Source organism: Paenibacillus sp. FSL L8-0435 (genome assembly GCF_037965655.1).
Classification (GTDB): Bacteria; Bacillota; Bacilli; order Paenibacillales; family Paenibacillaceae; genus Paenibacillus.
The window spans coordinates 5752702-5776381 of sequence record NZ_CP150185.1 but is presented as its reverse complement, the minus strand read 5'-3'; the positions used below and the strand labels follow the sequence as shown (position 1 = coordinate 5776381).

The 23680-nt window shown below is 44.0% G+C and carries 25 protein-coding genes; 14 read left to right on the top strand and 11 right to left on the bottom strand.

Annotated elements, in window-relative coordinates; genetic code table 11:
- Positions 1-35 precede the first annotated feature (35 nt).
- The 3 genes from NST33_RS25680 (at position 36) to NST33_RS25670 (ending at position 2191) form a co-directional block, all read left to right on the top strand.
- The gene (locus tag NST33_RS25680; RefSeq protein WP_339305565.1) at positions 36-614 is read left to right on the top strand and encodes a hypothetical protein; all 579 of its coding nucleotides are present in this window, start codon (positions 36-38) and stop codon (positions 612-614) included.
- A gap of 150 nt (positions 615-764) precedes the next feature.
- Positions 765-1643, top strand: coding sequence for an EamA family transporter RarD (gene rarD, locus NST33_RS25675; RefSeq protein WP_339305563.1), 879 nt, complete (start codon positions 765-767; stop codon positions 1641-1643).
- A gap of 206 nt (positions 1644-1849) precedes the next feature.
- Positions 1850-2191, top strand: a complete 342-nt coding sequence (locus NST33_RS25670) for a hypothetical protein (RefSeq protein WP_339305561.1) — start codon at positions 1850-1852, stop codon at positions 2189-2191.
- A gap of 8 nt (positions 2192-2199) precedes the next feature.
- Here the strand turns inward: NST33_RS25670 and NST33_RS25665 are convergent, their stop codons facing one another.
- From NST33_RS25665 to NST33_RS25655, 3 genes are all read right to left on the bottom strand, one after another.
- On the bottom strand, positions 2200-2655 hold the full coding sequence (locus NST33_RS25665) for a hypothetical protein (protein WP_221823564.1): 456 nt from the start codon (positions 2653-2655) through the stop codon (positions 2200-2202).
- Positions 2656-2990: 335 nt separating this feature from the next.
- Positions 2991-4004, bottom strand: coding sequence for an arabinogalactan endo-1,4-beta-galactosidase (locus tag NST33_RS25660; protein ID WP_260632744.1), 1014 nt, complete (start codon positions 4002-4004; stop codon positions 2991-2993).
- A 383-nt stretch (positions 4005-4387) separates the two neighbouring features.
- Complete coding sequence (locus NST33_RS25655) at positions 4388-4615, bottom strand: hypothetical protein (protein WP_017692425.1); 228 nt, start codon at positions 4613-4615, stop codon at positions 4388-4390.
- Between the two features lie 248 nt (positions 4616-4863).
- Here NST33_RS25655 and ppk1 point away from each other — a divergent pair, with 248 nt between their 5' ends.
- Complete coding sequence (gene ppk1 / locus NST33_RS25650; protein WP_221821024.1) at positions 4864-6945, top strand: polyphosphate kinase 1; 2082 nt, start codon at positions 4864-4866, stop codon at positions 6943-6945.
- On the opposite strand, the gene NST33_RS25645 is transcribed toward ppk1, so the two are convergent.
- Together NST33_RS25645 and NST33_RS25640 are read right to left on the bottom strand one after the other, a co-directional pair.
- Complete coding sequence (locus NST33_RS25645) at positions 6905-8434, bottom strand: Ppx/GppA phosphatase family protein (RefSeq protein ID WP_221821023.1); 1530 nt, start codon at positions 8432-8434, stop codon at positions 6905-6907. The genes ppk1 and NST33_RS25645 overlap by 41 nt on opposite strands.
- A gap of 25 nt (positions 8435-8459) precedes the next feature.
- A complete protein-coding gene (locus tag NST33_RS25640) occupies positions 8460-8714 on the bottom strand; it encodes a hypothetical protein (protein WP_017692428.1) in 255 nt (84 codons plus the stop codon).
- A gap of 238 nt (positions 8715-8952) precedes the next feature.
- Between NST33_RS25640 and NST33_RS25635 the strand changes: the two genes are divergently transcribed.
- Entirely contained in the window at positions 8953-9612 is a 660-nt protein-coding gene (locus tag NST33_RS25635; RefSeq protein ID WP_221821022.1) for a YheC/YheD family protein, read from the top strand.
- 355 nt (positions 9613-9967) lie between these two features.
- The gene (locus NST33_RS25630; protein WP_017692430.1) at positions 9968-10111 is read left to right on the top strand and encodes a sporulation histidine kinase inhibitor Sda; all 144 of its coding nucleotides are present in this window, start codon (positions 9968-9970) and stop codon (positions 10109-10111) included.
- A gap of 21 nt (positions 10112-10132) precedes the next feature.
- On the opposite strand, the gene NST33_RS25625 is transcribed toward NST33_RS25630, so the two are convergent.
- A complete protein-coding gene (locus NST33_RS25625) occupies positions 10133-10384 on the bottom strand; it encodes a hypothetical protein (RefSeq protein WP_074096361.1) in 252 nt (83 codons plus the stop codon).
- A 76-nt stretch (positions 10385-10460) separates the two neighbouring features.
- On the bottom strand, positions 10461-11462 hold the full coding sequence (locus tag NST33_RS25620; protein ID WP_036673343.1) for an NAD(P)/FAD-dependent oxidoreductase: 1002 nt from the start codon (positions 11460-11462) through the stop codon (positions 10461-10463).
- Positions 11463-11986: 524 nt separating this feature from the next.
- On the opposite strand from NST33_RS25620, the gene NST33_RS25615 reads away from it, so the two are divergent.
- Together NST33_RS25615 and NST33_RS25610 are read left to right on the top strand one after the other, a co-directional pair.
- Positions 11987-13180, top strand: coding sequence for an NAD(P)/FAD-dependent oxidoreductase (locus NST33_RS25615; protein WP_221821021.1), 1194 nt, complete (start codon positions 11987-11989; stop codon positions 13178-13180).
- Positions 13177-13431: a hypothetical protein gene (locus NST33_RS25610; RefSeq protein ID WP_017692433.1), complete on the top strand. Its 255-nt coding sequence runs from the start codon at positions 13177-13179 to the stop codon at positions 13429-13431. The genes NST33_RS25615 and NST33_RS25610 overlap by 4 nt, the downstream gene beginning before the upstream one ends.
- A 332-nt stretch (positions 13432-13763) precedes the next feature.
- Here the strand turns inward: NST33_RS25610 and hemQ are convergent, their stop codons facing one another.
- A complete protein-coding gene (hemQ, locus tag NST33_RS25605; RefSeq protein ID WP_036605768.1) occupies positions 13764-14510 on the bottom strand; it encodes a hydrogen peroxide-dependent heme synthase in 747 nt (248 codons plus the stop codon).
- A gap of 274 nt (positions 14511-14784) precedes the next feature.
- On the opposite strand from hemQ, the gene NST33_RS25600 reads away from it, so the two are divergent.
- On the top strand, positions 14785-15078 hold the full coding sequence (locus tag NST33_RS25600) for a YuiB family protein (protein WP_221821020.1): 294 nt from the start codon (positions 14785-14787) through the stop codon (positions 15076-15078).
- 386 nt (positions 15079-15464) lie between these two features.
- Entirely contained in the window at positions 15465-17000 is a 1536-nt protein-coding gene (locus NST33_RS25595; protein WP_339305559.1) for a helicase DnaB, read from the top strand.
- A gap of 106 nt (positions 17001-17106) precedes the next feature.
- On the opposite strand, the gene NST33_RS25590 is transcribed toward NST33_RS25595, so the two are convergent.
- Entirely contained in the window at positions 17107-17937 is an 831-nt protein-coding gene (locus NST33_RS25590) for a hypothetical protein (protein ID WP_339305557.1), read from the bottom strand.
- A 195-nt stretch (positions 17938-18132) separates the two neighbouring features.
- Between NST33_RS25590 and NST33_RS25585 the strand changes: the two genes are divergently transcribed.
- Together NST33_RS25585 and NST33_RS25580 are read left to right on the top strand one after the other, a co-directional pair.
- Entirely contained in the window at positions 18133-18477 is a 345-nt protein-coding gene (locus tag NST33_RS25585) for a hypothetical protein (protein WP_339305555.1), read from the top strand.
- A gap of 173 nt (positions 18478-18650) precedes the next feature.
- Positions 18651-19316: a cyanophycinase gene (locus tag NST33_RS25580; protein WP_221821017.1), complete on the top strand. Its 666-nt coding sequence runs from the start codon at positions 18651-18653 to the stop codon at positions 19314-19316.
- 335 nt (positions 19317-19651) lie between these two features.
- On the opposite strand, the gene NST33_RS25575 is transcribed toward NST33_RS25580, so the two are convergent.
- Both NST33_RS25575 and NST33_RS25570 read right to left on the bottom strand, forming a co-directional pair.
- Positions 19652-20557 carry an NAD-dependent epimerase/dehydratase family protein gene (locus NST33_RS25575; protein WP_339305553.1) on the bottom strand — a complete coding sequence of 302 codons (906 nt, stop codon included), beginning with the start codon at positions 20555-20557 and terminating at the stop codon, positions 19652-19654.
- Between the two features lie 622 nt (positions 20558-21179).
- The gene (locus NST33_RS25570) at positions 21180-21746 is read right to left on the bottom strand and encodes a TetR/AcrR family transcriptional regulator (protein WP_339305551.1); all 567 of its coding nucleotides are present in this window, start codon (positions 21744-21746) and stop codon (positions 21180-21182) included.
- 293 nt (positions 21747-22039) lie between these two features.
- On the opposite strand from NST33_RS25570, the gene NST33_RS25565 reads away from it, so the two are divergent.
- Both NST33_RS25565 and NST33_RS25560 read left to right on the top strand, forming a co-directional pair.
- Positions 22040-22723: an NAD(P)H-binding protein gene (locus tag NST33_RS25565; protein WP_339305549.1), complete on the top strand. Its 684-nt coding sequence runs from the start codon at positions 22040-22042 to the stop codon at positions 22721-22723.
- Positions 22713-23363 carry an MBL fold metallo-hydrolase gene (locus NST33_RS25560; protein ID WP_339305547.1) on the top strand — a complete coding sequence of 217 codons (651 nt, stop codon included), beginning with the start codon at positions 22713-22715 and terminating at the stop codon, positions 23361-23363. The genes NST33_RS25565 and NST33_RS25560 overlap by 11 nt, the downstream gene beginning before the upstream one ends.
- Positions 23364-23680: the final 317 nt, after the last annotated feature.

Genomic DNA, 23680 nt, shown 5'->3' with positions numbered 1-23680 from the left:
AATAAAGATGTACGAATTAATGTTATGAGAAGAAGGTGGATAAACTGAAGCTTCGTATAATCATGTTGATTTTTTTTATCTCTACCGTGTTTTTTATTTCTGATGTACAAGATGTTAAAGCCTTGTCATGTGCCGAATCGGGAGGTCCCCAAGAACAGTTAGAAATATATGATGGAGCTGTTTATGGTGAAGTAAAGCAAGTAAAGGTCGACTTGAAGCAAGAGGGATTTACGGGGACCAAAGAGAAAATTAGATATATTTTAGTGGAAGTTGAGAGGAGTTGGAATACTGAAGTTGACTCTCAACTAATTATTGCAACTAACTTCACATGGGGATTTGATTTCAAGGAAGGTAACAAATACTTAATATACTTTAGCGAAGTGGATGGTGAATTAAGTAGTAGTCCGTGCAGTTCAACCATCGAAATGAACAATATTAATCAAGCAACTGAACTATTCGGGGAAGGCTTTCCACCAAAACAACAAGTAAACGTAGAACACAAAATGTGGTTTATGTTTGAGCAAGATATTGATTTGTTTATCGTAGGTGTAGTCGTATTTGCGGCGATCTTTATCTTCTTCATGAGAGTAAGAAAGAAAAAACGCAAAGTATAATTTGGTAGCGCTAAACGGGGAATTTTGCTCAAAGAAAAAGTCATTTGAACTAGGCATGGATTCCTGTATGACCTATTACCCCCTTTACTTAAACGAGGATCGAGGCGTATAATCCGTTGAGATATCAGAGCAATAAGAGGGGATACAGTTATGAATAGTGGATTAATCAACGCGATCATTGCGTATATCATGTGGGGAGTTCTCCCGCTGTATTGGAAGTTGTTTGAAAATGTACCAGCAGGTGAGATTTTATCGCACCGGGTTGTCTGGTCATTTGTCTTTATGGGGATTTTCGTTGCCGTCCAACGTCGTTGGAGTGACATGAAGCGCATTCTGGCCAGTCGTTCGACCCTGCTGTCCCTTACCGCGAGTGGGCTGCTAATTGCTATTAACTGGCTTATCTTCATTTGGGCGGTTAACAACGGTCATGTCGTTGAGACAAGTCTGGGCTATTATTTGAACCCGTTGCTGAACGTGTTACTGGCGGTTGTCTTTCTTCATGAAAAGCCAAACCGTGGACAGTGGCTCGCGATTGCCATCGCTGGTGTCGCGGTGCTTATCATCGCCATCGACTACGGACGTTTCCCATGGGTAGCGATCTCGCTGGCCGTGTCATTTGGCTTGTACGGTCTGGCTAAGAAAAAGATTAAGCAAGACGCTTCTGTGGGTTTATTTTCGGAGACAGCTGTAGTTCTACCCGTCGCACTGGGCTACTGGATCTACTTAGCCATAGTAGGAAAAGCAACGGCATGGACGTTACCTGCGCCGATGTTCTTCGAACTGCTGCTTTCCGGTGTGGTGACGGCGCTGCCGCTGCTGTTCTTTGCAAGGGCGGCTGCTCGGATGTCGTTGTCCACACTAGGCTTCGTACAGTATATTGGGCCGACAATCATGCTGATCCTGAGTGTGTTTGTGTTCAAGGAAACGGTCTCGCCAGTTCTGCTTGTTGGTTTCGCACTCATCTGGACAGCGCTTATCGTATACGCTGCCGCATCGATACGTGCTACGAGACTCGCTAAGGTAAGCTGAACAGAGGTATCTGAATCGTTATAAATGCCCTTTCTGCCAATGAGGTGGAGAGGGCAATTTTTTGTTTGTTGGGGAGCGATAGGTCGATAAAAACTAAAAAGGAAGGCTGATCAACGTTATGGTAAAATACAGGAGTAGTAATCAAAAATAGTAACTAAAAATAGTAACCAAAAAGAGTAATCGAAAAACGAGGAGGCGACAGATATATGATCGTTAATGACCGTTACCGCAAACATGATCCATTCTTTGTAAAGAATGCTGTAGTTCAGATACTATTTCAGTTTGCAGTTTCAGCGATAATCGGTATTATATATGGGTTCATGATGGTCAACGAAACGATAGGTAGATATATTAATAAACTATTACCAAGCACGGATGGTCCGGATCTTCATTTATATCTGCCCGTTGTGGTTACAGTGTTTATCTACTCGTGTTTAATTCAAAAGAGACAACGGATTTTACTTGAAAAAATCTCATTTAGTTGTCTTCATATTTTGGTTGCCCTGCTAGGCTGTATTTGTTCAGTTGTTGTGTTATTAGTGATCTAATCTAAATCCTACGTATCTACACCTTCAGCCCCATCAACTGCATCAATGACGCCGACAGCAAGTGTTGTTACCGCAGCAGCAGCTAAAAGATTCTTGGCACCAAGCTTCACTCGGTCCTTATCTTCCTCTTTCATGCCCACAACAACATCTTTACCGCTGTTATATACATACTTGGCTGATATCGCTACACCTTTTGCAGTATTGGTTACGGCACCTCCAATATCGGCAAGCCCCGCGTCTATGGCGGTATCATCTTTTCGAATTGCACCACTGGCAAGATCATATGTCCCGCTAGCCAGTTGTCCAACGGTTTTGCCTGTATTAATCGTAGCTTTTTCTACGCCGTTCCCGATTTCTTTGATAAAGGGGCTACCCGCGATTTCACCAACAACCCTCACACTGCCGCCCAACACTTTTCCGGTAACTTCCCCAGCTAACTGACCGAACCCTTTTAAAAAGCTCATCCATATGCCTCCTCTCCAATTAGAAGTTGATCCTATGTGTTATCTCAATAAACTTATTATATTCATATGTAAGCCAAAAGAACATCAGTCTCCAGCCCGAGTGATGCCCCCCTCCTCGATTGATTGCGACACGCTTTAGGAGTGCCCGATCAGGAGCAGCAAGGTAGTGGAGGGGGCGGAATCGATTCTGAAGAAGCGGAGCGTTCGCCTTTATCCCCGGATTTTCCCCTTATCAGGGGAATTCATAAAAATCTGGGGATAACAGCGATCATAAGAACGATCCGCCACTGGAACGCCCACCACGCTGCCCACCAATTCACTTCTACCCACCGTACCTAGTCAATAAATCCTTCCATGACAACAGTCGGCATCATATTGGACTGCCATGCGCCTTTGCCGTAGCCGCCGTTGTATCCTGGTGTAGCCTGAGGCTCCCAGTAGAATACACCTTTACCTTTGCCATTGGGCAGATTACGGATTTGGTTTTTCATCGCAGCAACAAAACTTTTACCAGCTGCAGCCTGGTTATTGTCCATGCCAATTTCGGAGATGATGATCTCTTTACCATAACGGTTAATCATATCCTTGGCGTTGTTTACCGTATTTGTCACAGCAGTGTTCCAGCCGGAAGCTGAAGGATAGAGGGACATGGCAATCATGTCAAAGTTAGCTCCGTTATTAATCAGACCACCAATATTCCATACATAGAGGGCGTTATCATCTCCACCTGCCAGATGCACAATGGTTTTGGTGCCGCTGCTCAGGGACTTCACTGCGTTATGGCCTGTGTTCACCAGCCACGCATAGTTTTTCATGTTGGTGGATGCTTTGCCATCTTCCCATAACATACCATTGCTTGTTTCATTCCCGATCTGTACCCAGTCCGGGGTAACGCCTTTGCTTTGCATCGCCGTCATGACATCACGTGTGTGGTTCCACACCGCATCCATGAGCTGTTGAAACGTGTAGTTTTTCCAGGCAGCTGGTTTGGTTTGTTGACCAGGGTCTGCCCATGAATCGCTATAGTGCAGGGTAAGCATTACACTCATGCCAGCATTCTTGGCACGTTGTGCGAGTGCAGCCGCGCGATCCTTATTCATGTAACCGTTCCCATAATCATTCGAAGGATTAACGAATACCCGAATGCGAACGGAATTGATTTGATAGTCTTTTTTCAAAATATCAATGATGTCGCGCTGTACGCCGTTTTTATCTTTCCATTTGTAACCCTGGGCTTCCATTCCGGGAACCCAACTGATGTCGGCTCCTTTGGCGAAACTTGGTGCTGCGCTGGCATGCTGACCTGCGGGCAACATGATGGAGGTGAATAACAAAACAAAAGCCAACATGATGGATGTCTTGAAACCCCTTACATTTTTGAACATTACAAGATGCCTCCTCGGATTTAGGTTGAGTTGCATCCTAATTATAGCCATCCTGGTTTGCTCTACTAAAGGGTCCATTTCCAATATTTTGGGTGTTTTCTCAACCTCTCTACAGAAAAAGAGAAAACAAAAAGCCGTCCGAAGACGGCTTTTCTACCCGTGGCGCTTTTTGAAACATTGATCCGTATCCCGCGCCTCCACCAGACTCTTTTAATTTGAGCTAGTGGATCGGGTAAGGGACACGTTCAACATGACATTAGAAATGTTGACGCACCTCCTTTCCTTGTGGCAAGAGTATACAACACCTTGTTTCGGAAAGCTAGTCTTTTTTACGTATTTAAGCAAAATTATTTTTCAGTTTGGAACATCGTGATATCTCGTGCATAATGGCTCTTTGTTCCGTCATTGTTTCGGATGCGCACACTGTCTTCACTGATCCGCTCCACAATGCCACAACCGACCTCGCAATAGACACCAGCCGGGTCTTCCTGCCACGCGCTTACCATACATTGGGATAGTGCAGCCGTGAAAAACTCTATATTTTTTTGTAATGTTCTAGGTTTGTTGGATTTCATTATATACTCCTTTAATCAACTATATTTGGAATGAGAACAAGCAACCGGACCAAATCACACTGTACTTCACTTTACTCTGTCTATTGACCTTTGTAAAGGGATGGAAAAAGTTGCGGCCATGAGGTATCATTTACATAAATTTTACGTAGCGTTTACACTGCGCTGACGCTTGATGTTGATTACGAATAGTACAATTATATGAGAACTTCTAACCAAGAATAGATATGCAACACATTCGGAGGCCATACATGCATAGAGACGTCAAAACAGGTAACTACGTTAATCGTGATTTGAGTTGGGTTGAATTTAATCGGCGCGTACTTCAGGAGGCCCAGGATCCAACAACGCCTCTGCTGGAACGCATGAGATTTCTCGGCATTGTCGCTAGTAATCTGGACGAGTTCGTCAGTGTAAGGGTGGCGGAGACAAAAGAGAAGATCAAGGCCGGATTCACGCAAAAAGATTTTACAGGATACACGCCTTCGGGATTGTACCGCAGATTGATCAAACGAACCGGGACCATGGTCGCCGAACAGTATAAAACGTATCGTGAACTCATTCGTATACTCGCCAAGAAAGGCGTGAACATTCAGGAATATACAGATCTTAATGTGACACAGCAGCGCGCAATGGACCAGTACTTTCATGAAATTATTTTTCCGGTACTCACACCGATGGCGATTGACCAGAGTCGTCCGTTCCCGCTGGTACACAACAAGTCTGTCTATCTGTCCGTGATGTTACAGAAGGAAGGGGAGCAAGAGGGCGAGCCGTTTATGGCTATTGTTCAGGTACCTTCCAATCTGCCGCGGGTAGTTCAGGCTCCCATTCGGGCGAATAGCAAAAAGAAAACATTCATACTGATTGAAGATCTTATCAAACATCATATCCATACGCTCTTCAGCGGATATATCTCACTTGCTGCACAGGAATTCCGAGTCACCCGTAATGCGGATCTGTTCATTAATGAAGAAGAAGCGGAAGATCTGCTTGAGGCTATTGAAAAAGAATTGCGCCGCAGACGCCGCGGGGCTCCTGTACGACTGGAAGTCTGCAAGGATTTTCGTCCGGATGCTTTATTAGAATTGCAGGATGAATTTGATATTCAGGACCCGGTATATGAAATTGATGGACCACTTGATCTGAGTTTTCTGGCGGGATTCGTGGATAGTCTGGAAAGTTTCTCACATCTGAAATACAGTCCGGTGAAGCCAGTCTACCCCCTTGAGTTTCTGCCTAGAGAAAGTCATTTTGAGCTGTTGCGCAAACGCGATGTACTGGTGCATCATCCGTACGAATCGTTTGAACCAGTCACTGATTTTATATTGGAGGCTTCGGAAGATCCAAGAGTTCTGGCCATCAAGATGACATTATATCGGGTCAATGGCGACTCACGTCTTATTCCGGCACTTGCACTTGCCGCTGAAAGTGGTAAGCAGGTCACGGTGGTGGTGGAACTGAAAGCCCGGTTTGATGAAGAGCGCAATATTGCTTGGGCTCGGAAGCTGGAGAAGGCCGGTTGTCACGTGGTTTATGGACTAGTTGGACTCAAGACCCATGCCAAAATCATTCTTGTCGTACGCAGGGAACAGCAGGGTTTAAGACGTTATGTTCATGTAGGAACCGGTAACTATAATGAGAGTACAGCCAAAGTGTATACGGACGTGGGACTGTTCACCTCTAATCCGATTATTGGGGAAGATGCATCCGAATTGTTCAATGAGATTACCGGATACTCCGGTCCGAAGGCATTGCAGGCGTTCCGCGTAGCTCCAGATGGGATGAAGGATGAGCTGTTTGCACTGATTCGAAGAGAAACAGAGCATGCGCTGAAAGGCAAACCTTCCAGAATCATTGCCAAGATCAACTCCTTATCCCATCAGGAAATGATTGATGAATTGTACGAGGCTTCTCAAGCCGGCGTTCAGATCGATCTGATTGTGCGTGGTGTATGTTGTCTGCGTCCAGGGGTGGAGGGACTCAGTGAGAACATTCGGGTCATTAGCATTGTGGATCGCTTCCTGGAGCATTCCCGGTTGTTTTATTTTGAAAACAGCGGCAATCCCGATGTATTCATCTCCAGTGCAGACTGGATGACACGTAACCTGAATCGAAGAATTGAACTGATGTGTCCCGTATTCGATCCAGAGTTGAAAAAGATGCTGGTGGATATTCTTAATCTGTCGCTTATGGATAATGTCAAAGCCAGAGAACTTATGCCTGGTGGCAATTATGTATTTGTAAAAAATGAAAAGCCCCCGCTGAGAAGTCAGACGGAGGCCATGGGTATTATCCCTTGGAAGCCTGCTGAATGGAGTGCGTTAACGTAACTCCCCAGGCTTCCTTCAGATCCTTGACGGCCTCTTCCAGGCCATCAAGTTCCAGTAACGGCTCAGCTGTACAGGTGAATTGCACCTGCAGCGAGTCGTTTTCTTTTGTTGCTTTGATCGCAGCGATGCTCTCAGATCGATTAATGGCTTCGACTACGCGCAGCAGAGAGCCAATTCGATGAGCATGCCGCTCATCCGAGTTTTTCAGAATGTCCCGGTGCTTATTCAGCAGCTGGGGCGTTCTTTTTTTGGGATGATAATCAGCTGCACTGGCACTTAGAATGGTCTCCCGATGAGAAAGTCCATAGATGCTTGCATTCATAATCCAATAGGCCGAATGCTGTGTATAACGGAAATAGTTAATTTGCTTACCTGCCATGTGCAGCATGGAGGATGCATACAGGATTCGGGCATCTGCTTGATCAGGAGGGGTACCTTGTAATGCCGTATACAGGGTGACCATATCCTGATGAATCCGTTGCAGACGTTTCTCTGGAATAGGCGGACCAAAATGGATAAAGTTGCGGATACTGTCCTTCAGCGCGTCTGGAACGACCGGCTGACCTCCAGCCATGTAATCTCGCAATAACCCGTCTCGTAGACCCGCGCCACTAACCACATAACGATCTCCCTGTATTAACTGGAAGATTGTTCGCAGGATCAGTACGCCAGGCACAATGATGTCTGCGCGATCTTTGGCGAGCCCAGGTACCTTTTTGCGTTGTGCTGAGGTGAGATGTGGCAAGGAGCGAGCGATGTTCTCCATCGCTTCCTCACTGATCTCATAATGATGGCTGACAGGCAAAGAATACTGGGTACGCTTTTGTTCCACTTTGGCGAGTGTACGCATTGTGCCGCCAAGTCCGATGAGTGGCAGACCAGGATGCTCACGAATCCAATCCTGTCCACGGAGAGCCTCAATGACTTCGTTGCATAATGCATGTGCATTAACCTCGGTCCACTGATCTTCGCCCCCGTAACGGGCATGTGAATTCACTGCACCAATGGGGAGGGAGATGCTATGTAACCTTTTCCGATCCCGAAAGACCGTGATCTCTGTGCTGCCACCTCCAATATCCACGACGTAACCGTCTGCCAGATCAATGGATTGAGTGACACCAAGGAACCCATAATAGGCCTCCCGATCTCCCGATACACATTCAATGGTAAGTCCCGTCTCTGTCTCCAGCCATTCAATAATCTCCAGAACATTGCTTGCATTACGAATGGCAGCGGTAGCTGCTGCGCGAATCAGTTTGGTCTGATACGCTTCACAGGTCGCTTTGAATTGACGCAAGATGGTAATGGCTTTATCCAGAGAATGGCGCAGAATGGTTCCATCGGACTCAACAACGCTGCTCAGACGAGCGGCATATTTGTCTTCATGAATGATGCGATAGGCTGCGTCCTGATCCAGTTCATATATAACTAGACGAATGGAGTTCGAGCCGATATCAATAATTCCTAAGGTTTCATTAGTACGTGTCATAAGCATCTCCTTCTACAGAGTTCAACTACCCAAAGTGAAGAAGGGCAGCCATGGCTTCCGGTGAACCCGGCGGTGTGGCAGAGAAGGGCGTAGTTAACATAACAACAATGATAAAGACGATGAAACAGGCAAATATAAGACAACTCACGGCAAAGCCGCGATTACGCTTTTGCATAAACAGTCGAATACCTGTGACAAAGAGAAGTACCGTAACAGCTACCAGAACGATCGACATTGCAAAATAGGCTACGCCATAAAGTGATTTGAAAAATGCTTCCATTTGTTCTTAACGCTCCTTAGATCCTCATATTTAAGCCCTTCCAAGCCATTCCTTAGTAGCATACGACAGATTGACTTGTTTGAAAAGCAAACCGGGCGCTTGTTCCCGTTTCCGCCATCACCCCTGGGACAGGTTACATGGAAAAGGGGCCTTTGCCGTGGACAGACATCCAAGAAAGCAAGGCTTCTGTTGAGTATGTATAAGGAAGGACTATGGTTTCAAGGAAGGAGATCAACCCATGTCGAGACAACTTGCAAGCAAATGGCGGAAGACAGCGGCTCTGATGAAATACCCGATAGCTGCTGTCCATATCCCACAGACCAAGGCATTCAACCCGGGTAATCTGCTGCAAATGCTCAGTCGTTATGGAATGGTGTATGTCAAACCTATTGTCGGTGGTGGAGGTTACGGTGTCATCCGGGTATCGGCGAGCGGTGGGGCTTATCGATACACCCATATGAAAACGACCCGTTCTTTCGCCAGTTTCAGTCAGATGTATCGCTCTCTGGTGCGTGTAAAGGCTAGACGCAGGTACTTGATCCAGCAAGGCATTCATCTGGCAACGATTCAAGGGAGACCTGTTGATTACAGAGTCAAAGTAGTCAAAACCGAACGAGGCTGGGTATTCCGTTCTTTAGTAGGACGACTCGCTCGTCCCGGGCTCTGTGTGACGAATCTGAGCAAGGGTGGCACCATGTTATCAGGAAGGCGAGCTCTTGGTTTATCCCTGCCACATATATCCGGTCGGCACAAACGCCGGGAGATGCGTTCACTTACACTGACATGTACGTACATTATGGAAAGTCAGTTCCCTGGTGTAGGTCAGCTTGGATTTGATTATGGACTGGATTATTCAGGCAAGATCTGGATTTTGGAAGTAAATACCAGACCCCAATAGAAAATGAATGGGAAAGCTCAAGAAAATCCAAGAAAAACCGATAATATATAGAAGAAAACGTTATGAAAACCGTTTGAAATTTTACATTACCGGGTAATTTACTCGCAACAAGTCTTGAAACTATGAATTTATTCCAAAAAAAATACGCTGATAAACGTTCTGACAGTAGTACAAACTTCCTGTGCATAAATATTGTCCACACTATACACGTTGATTACTCTATATATTTTCCATTTATCAACAAACTATGCACAGGATTTCCACATATCGTTGTGGATAACAAGAACGCTTGTTCTCTATATGAATCTCTGATATGATAGTTTTGAGGAAAAAAAAGGAAAGGTTGTGGCGGGAAATGGCTATGTTATCCGATGAGATGTTGTTGGATTCCTACCATAAAGCGATTGAGTTGAATCTCGAACGAGATTTCATCGCACTGCTGTTGGCAGAAATCCATAAGCGCAAACTGGGTACCGACGTATCTGCCATTCTTCACTAGAGATCCTCATTGCAGGCAATGTTACAGGTTTCCGGACAAGTCCCATAGTGAGACAGGCCATGGCGTGCTCGTCTGACAATGGTGACAGTACATCACATGATTGCAAACGTTTTCGACTTCGTCTGCCGTGTCAGAGGAAGGTTGGAATACGTAGGGGCTGTATGGTCCGGTGTAATCATCCAATTTGCCGCATTCTAACAGTCCCTGAAGGCAGTGGGGGCAAGCCTGCTCCGGTACAACCAGACCGTTACACAGCGGGCATATATAAGACAAGGGTATCCCTCCTGATATGGATTCACTCAGGAGTAAGATACCCTTTTTTGTATCAATATATGTTATTTCAGCAAAACTAGCGTTTCATGTTACTGCTGTGTCCTGGGGACAACTTGGCATCCGGATCGAAGTATACCTTCGCATTGTTGACAGCTGTTGGAGCTTCGCCGAATCCGACAGCGATCAGTTTCAGTTTACCCGGGTATGTTGTGATATCACCGGCAGCGAAGATTCCTGGAATGGATGTTTCCATGCGGGAATCAACAACGATGGAGTTACTATCAATTTCGATTCCCCACTCGGCAATTGGTCCGAGAGAAGAGACAAATCCGAAGTTAACGATCACATCATCTACTTCGATTTCCTGAGTTTCTTTGGTTTTAACATGGGAAAGGGTTACTTTGGTAATCGTGTCATCTCCGTGAAGTTCCGTGATTTCGGTCGGTGTAACGACATTTACCTTGGAATTCATCAGGTTTTCGACACTGTGCTCATGCGCACGGAACTTGTCCCGGCGATGGATCAGCGTCACTTGCTCAGCGATAGGCTCCAGCATGAGTGCCCAGTCTACCGCGGAGTCACCGCCGCCACTGATCAGTACCTTTTTGCCAGCGAAGGCATTCAGATCACTGATGAAGTAGTGCAGGTTGCTCTTCTCGAACTTGGCAGCACCTTCAAGCTCCAGGCGACGTGGTTCGAATGCACCTACACCAGCTGTAATAATGACGGCTTTGGCATGATATTCATTCTCATCCGTCTTCACGATGAAATGTTGTTCATCCTTTTTCTCCACCGATACAACCTTTTCTTCAAGGCGGATGTTCGGGTTAAAATGATTCATTTGCTCAACGAGGTTATTCACCAGTTCCTGAGCTGTTACTTTCGGGAATCCGGCTACATCATAGATGTATTTCTCCGGGTAAAGAGCGGCAAGTTGTCCGCCAAGCTGTGGCATGCTTTCAACCAGTGTAACGGATGCCTGACGCATCCCACCATAAAACGCGGCGAACAGACCCGCAGGGCCTCCACCGATAATAAGTAAATCAGTCATATCATGACTGGAATTTTGTGCAGTCAAGAATCAACAACACCTTTCATATTTTAATAGGTAGTTAACAGAAAGAATGTGCAGGCTACGGATCGTAACCGGCATGGGTGCTGAACTGTCTTTCCTATTATAAACGGTGTACTCAGGGTTGCAAAGTTAGCTACATCACGAATCAGAGAATAATTGATGAAGATCAGATGAGAATAGGATGAAATTGGAAATGAAAGGTTATGAAAAATAACAAAAAAAACCTTGATCTTTACTTGAAATACAGATATCCTTGACCTGTACTATGTGTTTTTTTGTCTAATTTAGAGTCAATATGTAATAAGAAGAGAGATCCCGTGTTTTGTAGAATCTTGTGGTTAATTTCACAACTTAAAACGATAACTTGCATACAAACGGATCAATTTTGATGCAAACGTTTAAATAAATTCGCGAAGTTAACATTTGTCGTCATAATGGGCAAGACCTCATCAATATTTGTAAGTATGTGCATTTTGCATCTCACCCAAGATCGGGCTGATGCAAGTGAAACCGGAAGGGGTATAGACATGAGCAGTATTCCCAAAATCGTCATCCTCGGCGCGGGCTATGGCGGGATTCTGACAGCCCAGCGGCTGCAGAAGGAATTGAACTATAACGAGGCCGATGTCACATTGGTGAACCGGCATGATTATCATTATATTACTACACATCTACATATGCCGGCAGCCGGCACGGATACCATTGAGCATGCAAGAGTGCCCATTTCCAAGCTGATTGATGAGTTCAAGATTGATCTGGTCAAGTCTTCCGTGAAGGAGATTCGTCTGCAGGATCGGAAGATTATTCTGGAGGATGGTACGTTATCCTATGATTATCTGATTATTGGACTAGGCGGTGAGCCTGAGACCTTCGGTATTCCGGGGATGCTCGATCACGCCATGACAATCCGCAGCATTAACTCGGTCAGACTGATTCGAGAACACATCGAATATCAATTTGCGATGTACAAAAACGATAATAAACGAAATCGTATTCGGTTTGTCGTAGGTGGAGCGGGTTTCAGTGGTGTTGAATTCGTAGCTGAACTTGCAGATCGTATTCCACAGCTGTGCAAGGAGTTCGACGTGAATCCAAAACATGTGCACATCTATAATGTAGAGGCAGCGCCTTCGGCCTTGCCTGGATTTGATCCGGAACTGGTAGAACATGCGATGAATGTGCTCAAGAAGAAGGGCGTTACTTTCAAAATTGGTGTTCCAATCAAGCAATGTCTCCCGGACGGGGTTATTGTGGGTGAGGGTGAAAAACTCGATGCGGCTACAGTCGTATGGACCGGCGGTATTCGCGGTAACTCACTGCTTGAACAGGCAGGTCTTGAAGTGATGCGAGGACGTGTGAAAGTAGACGACTACTTGCGTGCTCCAGGGCATGAGCATGTCTATGTCATTGGTGATAATTCACTTGTCTTCAACGCTGAAGGACGGCCTTATCCACCAACAGCCCAGATTGCGATGCAGCAGGGTGTGAACTGCGCCAAGAACGTCGTGGCATCCATTCGCAAGAAACAGCAACAACCTTTTGTATTTACGAGCAAAGGCACGGTTGCCTCATTGGGTAAAGGTGAAGCTATTGCCGTTGTAGGCGGCAAGAAATACAAAGGCTGGAAAGCAGCTCAGTTGAAGAAGCTGGTTGATCTGCGTTATCTGTTCATCATTGGTGGTATTCCGTTAGTCCTGAAGAAAGGGCGGTTTTTTGGATGAGACATTGCAGTGTTCAGGTCCGGGGACTATTAACACGTGAAGAGCTGGATCGTTACAACGCCCTGATGCAGGTCGGTGGTTATCTGGAGGAACAGGATCAATATGATCTGGCCTACATTGTGCAGAAAGAAGTGGATATTCTCATTATGCCTGCGATTGAGCGGCTTAAAGAGAAGGGACGTGACCGTGACCGGGCCACAGCCGAGTTCCTCGAGTCGCTGAAAGCGGTAGATGAAGAGGACGAGGATTAGAGACATAACCTTCCAATCGCTGTTATCCCCAGATTTTTTGATTCCCTTTTGTTAAAGGGAAAATCCGGTGATAGCGTATGCTTCCGATGCAGCTTTCTTTCAGAAAGCTTTTAGGCGAAGTGGATGCTTTCGAAGTAGCTTTCTTTCAGAAAGCTTATAGCTTCACTTTTTTAGGTTTTTTCTGTCCTTTCCGTTTTTATGTAAATAAATAGTTCAAACAATATAGATCTAAATCAAGCTTGAGGTAGTAGAATATTGATAGATAATAAAGCACCGCAGACAATATCCTTAATAGGAGATGTCGCGGTGCTTTATTGTGCTTTGTGCTATTTTTACAGCTTAAGCATGTCTTCCAGTGTTCCTTCGTTCAACAGACTTCCCACATAGAACGAACCGAATTCGCCATAACGGGCGCTAACTTCATCGAAACGCATCTCATAGACGAGTTTCTTGAACTGAAGTGCATCATCCGCAAATAACGTAACGCCCCATTCCCAGTCGTCGAAACCGACAGAGCCGGTAATGATCTGTTTCACTTTACCCGCATAGCTGCGGCCAATCATGCCGTGACTGCGCATCATGGTGCGACGCTCGTCCATGGAAAGCATGTACCAGTTGTCATTCAGCTCACGTTTTTTGTTCATCGGATAGAAGCAGATGTATTGTCGTTGTGGCAGAACAGGTTTCAGACGGGCGATAATATCCGGATTTTGCATCGGGTCTTCGCCTTCTTTGCCAAGATAGTTGCTCAGCTCCACTACACTGACGTAGGAATACGATTTGGTTGTGTATTGGGCAAACATCGTTTTGTTAAACGCGTTCTCAACAGCCTTCAGATCTTCCAGCGTTTCACGCAGGTGCATCATGACGAGGTCTGCTTTTTGACCTACAACCGTATATACAACGGTACTTCCTTTGGATGAATCCTCGACTTCTTTCCATTCTTTCCAGAATTCCTGAAGCTCGTCCAGTGCTACAGCGCGTTCTTCATCATCTGCTGCTTTCCAGGCGGCCCAGTTAATCGAGCGAAAATCATGCAGGGCATACCAGCCCTCCAGTGTTGATGCGGCTTCGTTCATTGGTTGTGTTCCTCCTGCAAGGTATATTTCCAAATCCCTATAAGAGGTTGTTCAAAAAGTCCGCTTTTGATTTTGAACACGCACTATAAGGGACGGGTGATTGCTTTATCGTTTACATTGTATCCCAACATGAAGCAGAAGGGCAAATGAACAGAGTATAAATATAGGGAAATTTGTCCAGAAAGTTCGTTGCTTCGCCACATTTTTTGCGGTACACTAACTACTATCCAGAAGTGAAACCTGAATGTGTGAAAGAAGAGGTGAATGTCGTCCGATGCAATTTATACCTGTGTTGGTATTGATGGTATTATTTTTCGTTATGATGTTTGGTATCGGTTTCATTCTGAACATGCTGATGAAGACAACCTGGTTTCCTTCCTATCTGTTCATTATTGTAATTCTACCTATTGTTGTGTACTCTCTATGGGATCAGTCGTCATCTCTGATGTCACATCTGGGTTCTTTCCAGATTGTAGACTATATGACGGGCATCGCTGGACTGGCTGGTGCGGTAATCAGTGGCTGGACGATTCAGAAGTTACGTTTGGGTGGGTACAGAATGTTTTAGATTGATGGAAAGAGGTAACACATGCCACTGTAATCGCGTGAAAAGTCTTGTCTTTGTCGTAAACGCTTACGAGTACAAAGGGAAGGCTTTTTTGCTGTTCATTTTTATTAGAAGGATTATTGTAGACTTGTACTTCATATACATCTGGAGAACATTCTCTTTAGATATTCCCTTGTATTCTGCGGCTACAGCTTTTATAGTATTCTAGCGGCTCTCGACATTTTTATTTTAGAAATTTGCTAAATTCGGCGAAAACGTGAATGATGTCGACCTAGGACGAAACGGAGCGAGAACAGGCCATCTTTTTACCTGTTTTTGAGCATTTGATGATCAGACATTTATGATAGAATAGATAAACATACTTTTGGGGAGAAGGAGATCAGGCTATGCGCATGAAGAATCTGCACCATTATACTGAACATCATCGCTACTGCGTATACAGGGAGTTTGGACTTAGCGCCCTGGATGACCGTATGCTTACAGGAGCATATCAGCCCATGGTAGGTGCTTTTGCGGTTGGCTTGTATCGGCTGTTGTTTCAGCATCTTCCCGGTGAACAGGTCGGTTATTCGCCGCTTGAACAGCAACGGAGGCTGTTCATGACGCTTGGCTTGGAGCCAAGTGAGAAAGGGCGCAAATATTTGTTAGAGCAGACATCCAAGCTTGAGGCAGTGGGGCTACTTCAGACATCACGCCTATATATACCGGAAAATGATGATTACATCTACGAATATGAGCTGCAACCGCCGCTCTCTCCGGCAGAGTTTTTCCGGACACAGCATTTGACACTGCTGCTTCGTGACAAGATAGGTAAATTCGCCGTCCTTTCCCTGCGTTCCGGTTTCTCGGCAGTGGAAAATGGGGACGCGCCTTATCCGGCAGCCAATAAAGAGAATATTTCCGTTCCCTTTTACGATATATTTGAATTGAATACCCACGTGATTGATTACGAGTTGGAGCAGGCTTTGTCGGAAGTATCAACTACGGCCCAGCGGACAGGCACGAATGATGCAGCGGAAGAAAACAGTTTGAACTATGCCGACATTATTTTGCGTTTCCCGCGGGAGTCGGTCAATCGTCGTCATGTGGAACAGTTGCGATTTGATCACGAACAACTAGGCATTGTAAATTATGTAGTGAACAAATTCAACCTCAGTGTGCAGGATGTATGCCGTCTGTTGGACGAAGATGATATTTTCAGTCCGCAGGGCCAGCTGATTCTGGATGATCTCCAGCATAAGGCGAGCATGCAGTTCAGACAGACGAAGAAGCGCCATGAGCAACAGACTGTACAGGCGGCCAAGGTCGTGGCACTGAGACAGCATATGGAGGAGCCAGAGCGGAAAGAAGACTCCGGTGAACCACCTGTTGAGCATGGGGTACAGATGGAATATTACGTCGAAGTACCTCCACAATTTATGACGAAGTGTGATATTCATCAATACAATATGATGTTGCGGAATGAGCCGTATACGCGTCTGCTGCAGACGTTCTTCCCAGGTGCAGTACCAGACAATCTGATCGATATATTTGAGAAAATTGATCTGAGCTACAAGTTGCCTGGTGAAGTCATCAATGTATTGATTCATTATTTGATGGCATTGCTTGTATCCGGCGGAGAGCAGCGGATTAACCGTAACTTTGTTGAGGCAATCGCCTCCAACATGCTACTTAAACAGGTAAACTCATATGAGAAAGCTGTTCAATATATTCGCGATCAGGCCAAGGTCAAAGGCAAACAGGCTGCTGGTGCAGCTGGAACCCGTACCCGTACATACGGCAAAGGAACCAAAGCCAAGCCCGAAATTCCGATTGTACAAGACATAAGCACCGATGAAGACGCCGTATCCGAGGAAGAGTTCGAAGAGATGATGCGGTTTGCACAGCAGATGCAGGCGAGTAAGCAAAAAGGAACTTCTTAAATATTTATAATAAAACCAAAAAGACGAGTCCTCCGATTAATGGAGACTCGCCTTTTTGCTATATAAGTTGAACTGAAGCAACGTATTTTACGTTCAATCCAATTTTTTATTGTTTTGTAGGATATTTATCTAATTTGAACCACTGCTGAAATTCTTTTTTTGTGATTTTTTTTACAGGCTTAACTTTTTTGCTTCCTGTATCGTATCTGAAAAGAACCCATTGATCTGAAGGATACTCACTAATATAATCAATATTTTTTCCGTTCTTATGCCATAAAATTAGACCTGTGCTAATATAGTTGGTTGCCCGAGGGAGATAAACAACACTGTCTTTCTTAGTGTCGTATATTGCTAACGTGCTTTTATCCGTACTTCCATAAGAAAATGCAATGCTGTCTTCTTTTGGTGACCAATTATATGATGAAATGGTTTCTACATTTTGTTTACCTGCTTTTTCAAGACGTTCGTTTATAATCGTGTACTTTCCTGTTTTAAGGTTCATGAGAATGAGGTTGCTGCCAGCACTTTTTTCTACTTGGATAGTAATCCATTCATTCGATGGAGATTCAGCAACACTAGTTATATCCAATAATTTAACTTCAAAATCTCCTGTTTGTAGGGTGTACTTTTCTTTACCATGAGTAACTACAATGGTGTCAATGATGTTTTGTTCAAAATCGGCAGCAGCATCTTGCTTTAAGGTATTTGCAGTTATAGAGGTGTTGTCACCTCTCCAGACAATTTTGTTTGAGCCTATTGTTTTTTCAAACTTAGATATACTCTGGTATGTCGAAGAGTTCACAGATGTTGAGTCAGCAGCAATGTGTGCTATTTTATCTGAAGTATGAAATGAAGATGATGCAGTTGATAACGTGCTTAAGCTACCTAAAACAATGACGTTTGATAATAAAACAAATAAAACATTGGTGTATTTCATTATTATCTCTCCTTCATTTTGGGAAGTCGGTTATATGATGTAATTCCCTCCAGAACTACTCCAATCTTTGCTTATCATTATTAATTTGTAAAGATATGAAATCATAGAGATGATATGAAGTGGGATTTCAAAAAAGGGTGATTAGTCCTGTAAGTAACAAACCTGATTCTTAAAGGTACGGTTCACTTGTTCAACATGTGGCTAATAAGTGAAATCAATCCGAAGTCTCCGAAATGGATAAGGCAAGGAATTGGTGGATATGAAGCCAAGCTGATGACTCAGGACTTTATTGAAGGTACAACAGAAGAGGCTATTCACAATTTAGAGATCCCAACGTTCGAACAATTAGATAATGATACCTGGGATTTCGAAACGATGAAAGGTTTTCAGTTTTCGTTCCTATTTGTGGAGTTTGTTGTTCAACAATATGGAATAGACCAGTTAAACACATTGATCCGTAACCCTGAGGATTTTAATGGTATCTTTCAATGTTCCGAGAAGGAATTGCATCAGAAGATGGTAGAGTTTATAAGTAAGTAACCCATACAAAAATGTATGTTGCCCGGGGGAAGAACCGGGCTTTTTTTAACGGGGTTATAGTTATGTTAAATGTACTATCAATTAATTGGATTATTTTGTATAATGCATATAAAAAGAGGTTTTTTATGAATCCTATGGATGAATGTAAATAATACATATGGAGGTAATTAAGTTTGAAAACTCACTACTATTTCAGTTGGTTTAATCATTTTTTTCCTGAGAAGCTGGTCCATTGTTTGCAGGAGGATATACAAGACAGAAAATCGCTTGTTATGATTAGTGCTGATCCGTCTGGTTATACAGATGAGCAAGTTAACTTTGATGATATTTCTGAATGGACATGGTTGAATCAGGCTAACATTATTTTTGATGAATATCATTTCATCGATTACCGTATGCAGAAAGAAGATGCTCAGCGATTCATTCAGAACGCTTCTGTCATTTTTTTATGTGGTGGATATCCTGTTTTGCAGAACGATTTTTTGGTGGAATATGAATTATCGGATGTTATTAAGAATAGCAATGCCATTATAATGGGTGCCAGCGCCGGTGCGTTAAACATGGCTGCAAAATGGTTAAGCTTGAATAACACGGATGAAGTTGAAACAAGTACTATTTATGATGGTATTGGCTTTGATCATTTTGCCTACGAATCTCATTCTCAACGCGATTACGCAACGTTTGTTCAAGGCTACCTGTTCCCCTTGTCTGAAGAAATTGATATTTATGCGGCAGAACAGGAGAGCGCTATACGTGTCGAGGACGGCAAAATAGAAATAATGGGACCAGTATATTTAATTTCCCACTCAAAGATTCAGAAGTTGGTTGAGACGTTCTAATTAGGGTGAGTGGCTGGGGACCTTACATAAGTAATTCCTTTTGATGTATAAAATCATGACTTACAGCAACCTCTCTATGAGTGGAATACTGTTTGTAAACAGATGCAATCTTAACATTCCTAGGACCTATAGTCGGCAGGGTATCAAAGTGATCATCTGCTGTTTTCAACTAGCGGACGGACAATAGGAGCGTTGCAGAAATGGTGACGCTCCTTTTTTGTATACCTTTATAGAAAGTAGAGAACAGGAACAATATGATATTAGGATGATGAGCTCCTCATTAAGCTAACGGGCAGGTTAACTCAATGCCATCTTGCGAATAAGAGGTGTAATTTTTATTGACTGAAAGCGTTGTTAATACCCATGGCAAGCCAAGTTTGCACGGATTCGGCTTCAGGCTTCCAGCCAAGCAAGTTTCGAGCATGCACAGAGCGAATTCGGCAATTCGTCGCAAGTGTATATTGAGCCAGAAGGCCAAATTCAGCAACCGCTTCTTCCAGAGACCAGCTCACCGTGCGTCCCTCATATCCAAGCGCCTCACTCACGTAACGGCTTAGATCACGGAACGATTCCTCGCCATTTTCTGCGAAAAAGTAAGAGGAGGATGGCGCTTTGTCTAGCGCAAGAAGATACAATTGGGCCAAGTCACGAATATGGACGTTCGACCATCTGTTCAGACCTTTGCCAATATATACTCCGGCCTTCATTTCTTTCGATTTCTGTACAATCAATGGAAGCTGAATGCTGTCTCTTGGAAGTCCGAGAGACGTTCCATATACCATGGAAGGTACGATGACAATGCCTCGCACTCCTTGATCGACCCCTGCTTTACGCACCAGCTCATTGACTCGAATCGATTCCAAGTCCCTTGTTACAGGTGTTTCTTCGTTATAGATTTGCTCGCTCTGGAATTCGCCTTTGGCATCATCCCCAAAGTTGCCTGAACCGGATGTGTGAATTAATGGCTTTCCTGTACCGCGCAAAGCGCTAATAAACGTCTCAATAGCCTTGCGGTGAGCAACGTCAGCTGTATGAATCACTCCATCGCTCCGTTTTGCGTAATCAGCCAGTATTTCCGTATCTCCAAGTGTGCCCACGACAGGCTCCACTCCAAGCTCTTTCAACTCGTTTATTTGGCTGGTGTTCCGTGTCAGACCATAGATAGAATGCCCTGCATCGAGCAATACTTTAGCCACAGAACTTCCAATATATCCGGTAACGCCTGTCATAAATATTTTCATCGTTCGTCATCTCCCTAATCTAAGTTCTTAAAAGTAAAGTGATACGATCTGTCACTGCCTCCTATACTTACATTAATAATAAGATATTATGGATATTTTATGTCTGTAATAGGGGTAAAAAAAAGGTGCGTGATTCAGCTTGCATTCATACAAAGTCGAGTTAAGAATAATTCATTTGCGCTCCTATTATCGACTCATCGAGTCCATAATCGACTGACTTAGCTCATTTTAGGGCTACGGATTACATATGTCAAGTACCTGGCTCGCCTAAACCGACATAAACCTTCAAAGCTGTTCGCAATTTCTTTGTTAGCTTTATATCGTTCTCGTGCCAAATTTTTTTAACAACGAGCATCCGGTTTTCCGTTCTGCAATTATCTCAGCTCGGCCGATGAAGCTATCAACATTAGGAAATCCTCTGCATATTATTTCAATAAATATCTACTTCGGTTTCCTTTTGAAAAAATGAAGTGATTGCTGACCTCCTAGCAGTAAAGGATATTGAACTAACGAAGAAACGATAGCTCAATTTAACTAAGAAAGCAACTGATCCATGTGATCGGCTGCTTTTATTCAACTAACGGGCAGTATAGCGAAATAAAGTGTGTTGATTCAAGATCGATTATAAATTCCTTTCTAACAACGCCCCCACTCGTTGTGCCATATAGTGAGGGGGGGAGGGCTTTCCATTCTTGAACCACCATTCCACTACCCCTACGATAGCAGCTCCAAAAAATTGAATAAATACATCTTCAGCGTCACCGTCACCGTCACTTAATCCTTGAGAATCTACTTCGGTTATGTTTTCTACATTCTTTAACTCTTGGAGGACAAACTCAAGGAACCGACTGTGAAAAAAAGGACCTCCTTGATTCGCCAACATCGTTGAAAAAAATAAATAATGACTCTCAAAGTACTCGAACCATAACAATACCGCATCATAAAAAACGGTATTATTAGCTGCTAATTCACAGAGTTTCCGTAGTTCGTTAATATGTTCTTCCATTAGCTTATCTAGAAGATCAAATTTATCTATGTAGTGAAGATAGATGGTTCTTCGGCTAACATTTGCCCTATCGGAAATTTCTTGTATAGTAATTTGGTCGATTTTTTTTTCAATCATCAGTTCAATCAGAGCTTTTTTTATCGCTTCTTGAGATTTGATTATTCTTCTATCCACCTTAGACACTATGAGTCACCATGCTTTCTGAAATAAATTACACAACTTCAAATGATTTGTGAATAAATGCACGAATTACGGTTATTTGGTAATTGCTGATTCATTATTTTTCTGTTTATGATTATACACAGTTGTTACCTAATACTCCAGTGTGCATTTTTTTCTGTGGATATTAACCAGTAGGAGCCGATCTTCTTCGCGGTTGGCAAGATGCGTCAAAGCTTTGGCAGCCACCGGTGCTGTCTATTAAAGCAGCTATGAATAGAAGTAATAATTATCACATTCGAAGGGGGAACTACTTAATGAAGGTAACAGTAATAGGGGCGACGGGTGCGACTGGCAGGAAAGTGATAGAGCGAGCACTTGATTTGGGGCACGAGGTTGTAGCCGTGGCTCGCCGGCCGGAAGTCATCGCCCCCACAGTGCGCCTCAGCGTCCGACAGGGAGATGTACTTGATATGCCGAGCATTGCCAAGGCCTTGGCCGATACAGATGTGGTAATTAGTTGCATAGGTCCTAGCGGAAACTTTTCGCAGGGTACCGTCATATCGGAGGGGATCTCGAACATCCGCAAAAACTTTTCGCCAGGAACCATCATGTCGGTGGGCATTACAAACATCCTGGCAGCCTGTCAGAGCGCCGGAGTTAAGCACTTCGTCATGCAGAGCGGCATTGGTCTGAGCGATGGAAAAGAACTTTCAGCACTAAATCGTTTAGCCATAAATATTTCGGGTCGTATTTTCACGAAGGCGGTTGAGGACAAGGCCATTGCCGAGCGTGCAGTACAACGGAGCGAATTAGATTGGATCATTGTACGACCGCCAGCTCTTAGCGACGTAGCCGCCACTTCGAAATATACGGCAGGCCCCTCGATCCGCATTTCTCCGCTCCGGCCACTTTCCTTCGCTGACTGCGCCGACTGCCTCGTAAGGGCGGCGACGAATGAGCCAACCTGGGTCAGGAAGATCGTTAACGTTGGGCGATAATGGGGTTGTCTTAAACGGAACGTTAGTTTTCGTTATTCTTATTTTGATATTTCTAAGTATTGTTCTTTTGAACTCTTTGCCCGTTTTTGGAGCAAGACTGACCAGAAAGAGGAAAAGCCAATTCCAACAATCCAAGAACTTCGTAAAAGGGAAGTTTAAATATCCTATTGAATCGCGTGTCGACTATAGACTAAAGGTGTTACTACCACTACTCTGTGAAATCGCGAAAGGAAATCCTAATGCGCGACCTAAAGAACCGCTTCAAGTTAAAAGGATAACAAAATCTTTTTTCTCAAGAAGCATGGATAATGCATCGGTTACATGGTTCGGACACTCTACCTCATTAATCCAACTGGATGGCAAATTATTATTGTTAGACCCGGTATTTACGGACTATACCTCTCCCTTTAGATTTGGTGGCAGGCGTTATAGTGAACAAATGCCAATCGGAATTGAGGAACTTCCAGAAATTGATGCTGTACTTATATCACACGATCACTATGATCATCTAGATTATCGAGCAATCAAGAAATTAAGAAACAAAGTAAGAAAGTTTCTTGTCCCTCTCGGAGTAGGCAGCCATCTTGAGAGATGGGGGGGATCTAATTGGCTGTCTGTATGTTTTGATCCTTTGCGATAGAGTTTATTGTTACGGGGAACGTTAGTTGAACAAAACTTAAAATGGCATCAAAGTGATTAGCTGCTGATTTCAACTAGCGGACTGACAATACGGATCGTTGCAAAAATCCGAACGATCTTTTTGTATACATTTCGGGACGAGAATGATGATGCCAATTAAGCTAGAATGTAGGTTACGGCAACTTTGGTAAACTCATGCGTTAAATCTCAGTCGCTAACATACTCGAGATCAACCAATACAGCCCTTCAACTTCCTTTGGGAAGTGAAGGGCTGTACGTTTCTTTTTTGTTATGCAGGCGGGCGCGAAAATACCTTGT

Excerpts from the sequence above, each read along its gene's own strand:
- hemQ (WP_036605768.1), bottom strand. The coding sequence starts at position 14,510 with ATGAACGAAGCCGCATCAACACTGGAGGGCTGGTATGCCCTGCATGAT.
- NST33_RS25635 (WP_221821022.1), top strand. The coding sequence starts at position 8,953 with ATGTCGAGACAACTTGCAAGCAAATGGCGGAAGACAGCGGCTCTGATG.
- NST33_RS25630 (WP_017692430.1), top strand. The coding sequence starts at position 9,968 with ATGGCTATGTTATCCGATGAGATGTTGTTGGATTCCTACCATAAAGCG.
- ppk1 (WP_221821024.1), top strand. The coding sequence starts at position 4,864 with ATGCATAGAGACGTCAAAACAGGTAACTACGTTAATCGTGATTTGAGT.
- NST33_RS25575 (WP_339305553.1), bottom strand. The coding sequence starts at position 20,557 with ATGAAAATATTTATGACAGGCGTTACCGGATATATTGGAAGTTCTGTG.
- rarD (WP_339305563.1), top strand. The coding sequence starts at position 765 with ATGAATAGTGGATTAATCAACGCGATCATTGCGTATATCATGTGGGGA.
- NST33_RS25565 (WP_339305549.1), top strand. The coding sequence starts at position 22,040 with ATGAAGGTAACAGTAATAGGGGCGACGGGTGCGACTGGCAGGAAAGTG.
- NST33_RS25600 (WP_221821020.1), top strand. The coding sequence starts at position 14,785 with ATGCAATTTATACCTGTGTTGGTATTGATGGTATTATTTTTCGTTATG.
- NST33_RS25615 (WP_221821021.1), top strand. The coding sequence starts at position 11,987 with ATGAGCAGTATTCCCAAAATCGTCATCCTCGGCGCGGGCTATGGCGGG.
- NST33_RS25655 (WP_017692425.1), bottom strand. The coding sequence starts at position 4,615 with ATGAAATCCAACAAACCTAGAACATTACAAAAAAATATAGAGTTTTTC.
- NST33_RS25640 (WP_017692428.1), bottom strand. The coding sequence starts at position 8,714 with ATGGAAGCATTTTTCAAATCACTTTATGGCGTAGCCTATTTTGCAATG.
- NST33_RS25590 (WP_339305557.1), bottom strand. The coding sequence starts at position 17,937 with ATGAAATACACCAATGTTTTATTTGTTTTATTATCAAACGTCATTGTT.
- NST33_RS25595 (WP_339305559.1), top strand. The coding sequence starts at position 15,465 with ATGCGCATGAAGAATCTGCACCATTATACTGAACATCATCGCTACTGC.
- NST33_RS25610 (WP_017692433.1), top strand. The coding sequence starts at position 13,177 with ATGAGACATTGCAGTGTTCAGGTCCGGGGACTATTAACACGTGAAGAG.
- NST33_RS25660 (WP_260632744.1), bottom strand. The coding sequence starts at position 4,004 with ATGTTGGCTTTTGTTTTGTTATTCACCTCCATCATGTTGCCCGCAGGT.
- NST33_RS25585 (WP_339305555.1), top strand. The coding sequence starts at position 18,133 with ATGTGGCTAATAAGTGAAATCAATCCGAAGTCTCCGAAATGGATAAGG.
- NST33_RS25665 (WP_221823564.1), bottom strand. The coding sequence starts at position 2,655 with ATGAGCTTTTTAAAAGGGTTCGGTCAGTTAGCTGGGGAAGTTACCGGA.
- NST33_RS25645 (WP_221821023.1), bottom strand. The coding sequence starts at position 8,434 with ATGACACGTACTAATGAAACCTTAGGAATTATTGATATCGGCTCGAAC.
- NST33_RS25670 (WP_339305561.1), top strand. The coding sequence starts at position 1,850 with ATGATCGTTAATGACCGTTACCGCAAACATGATCCATTCTTTGTAAAG.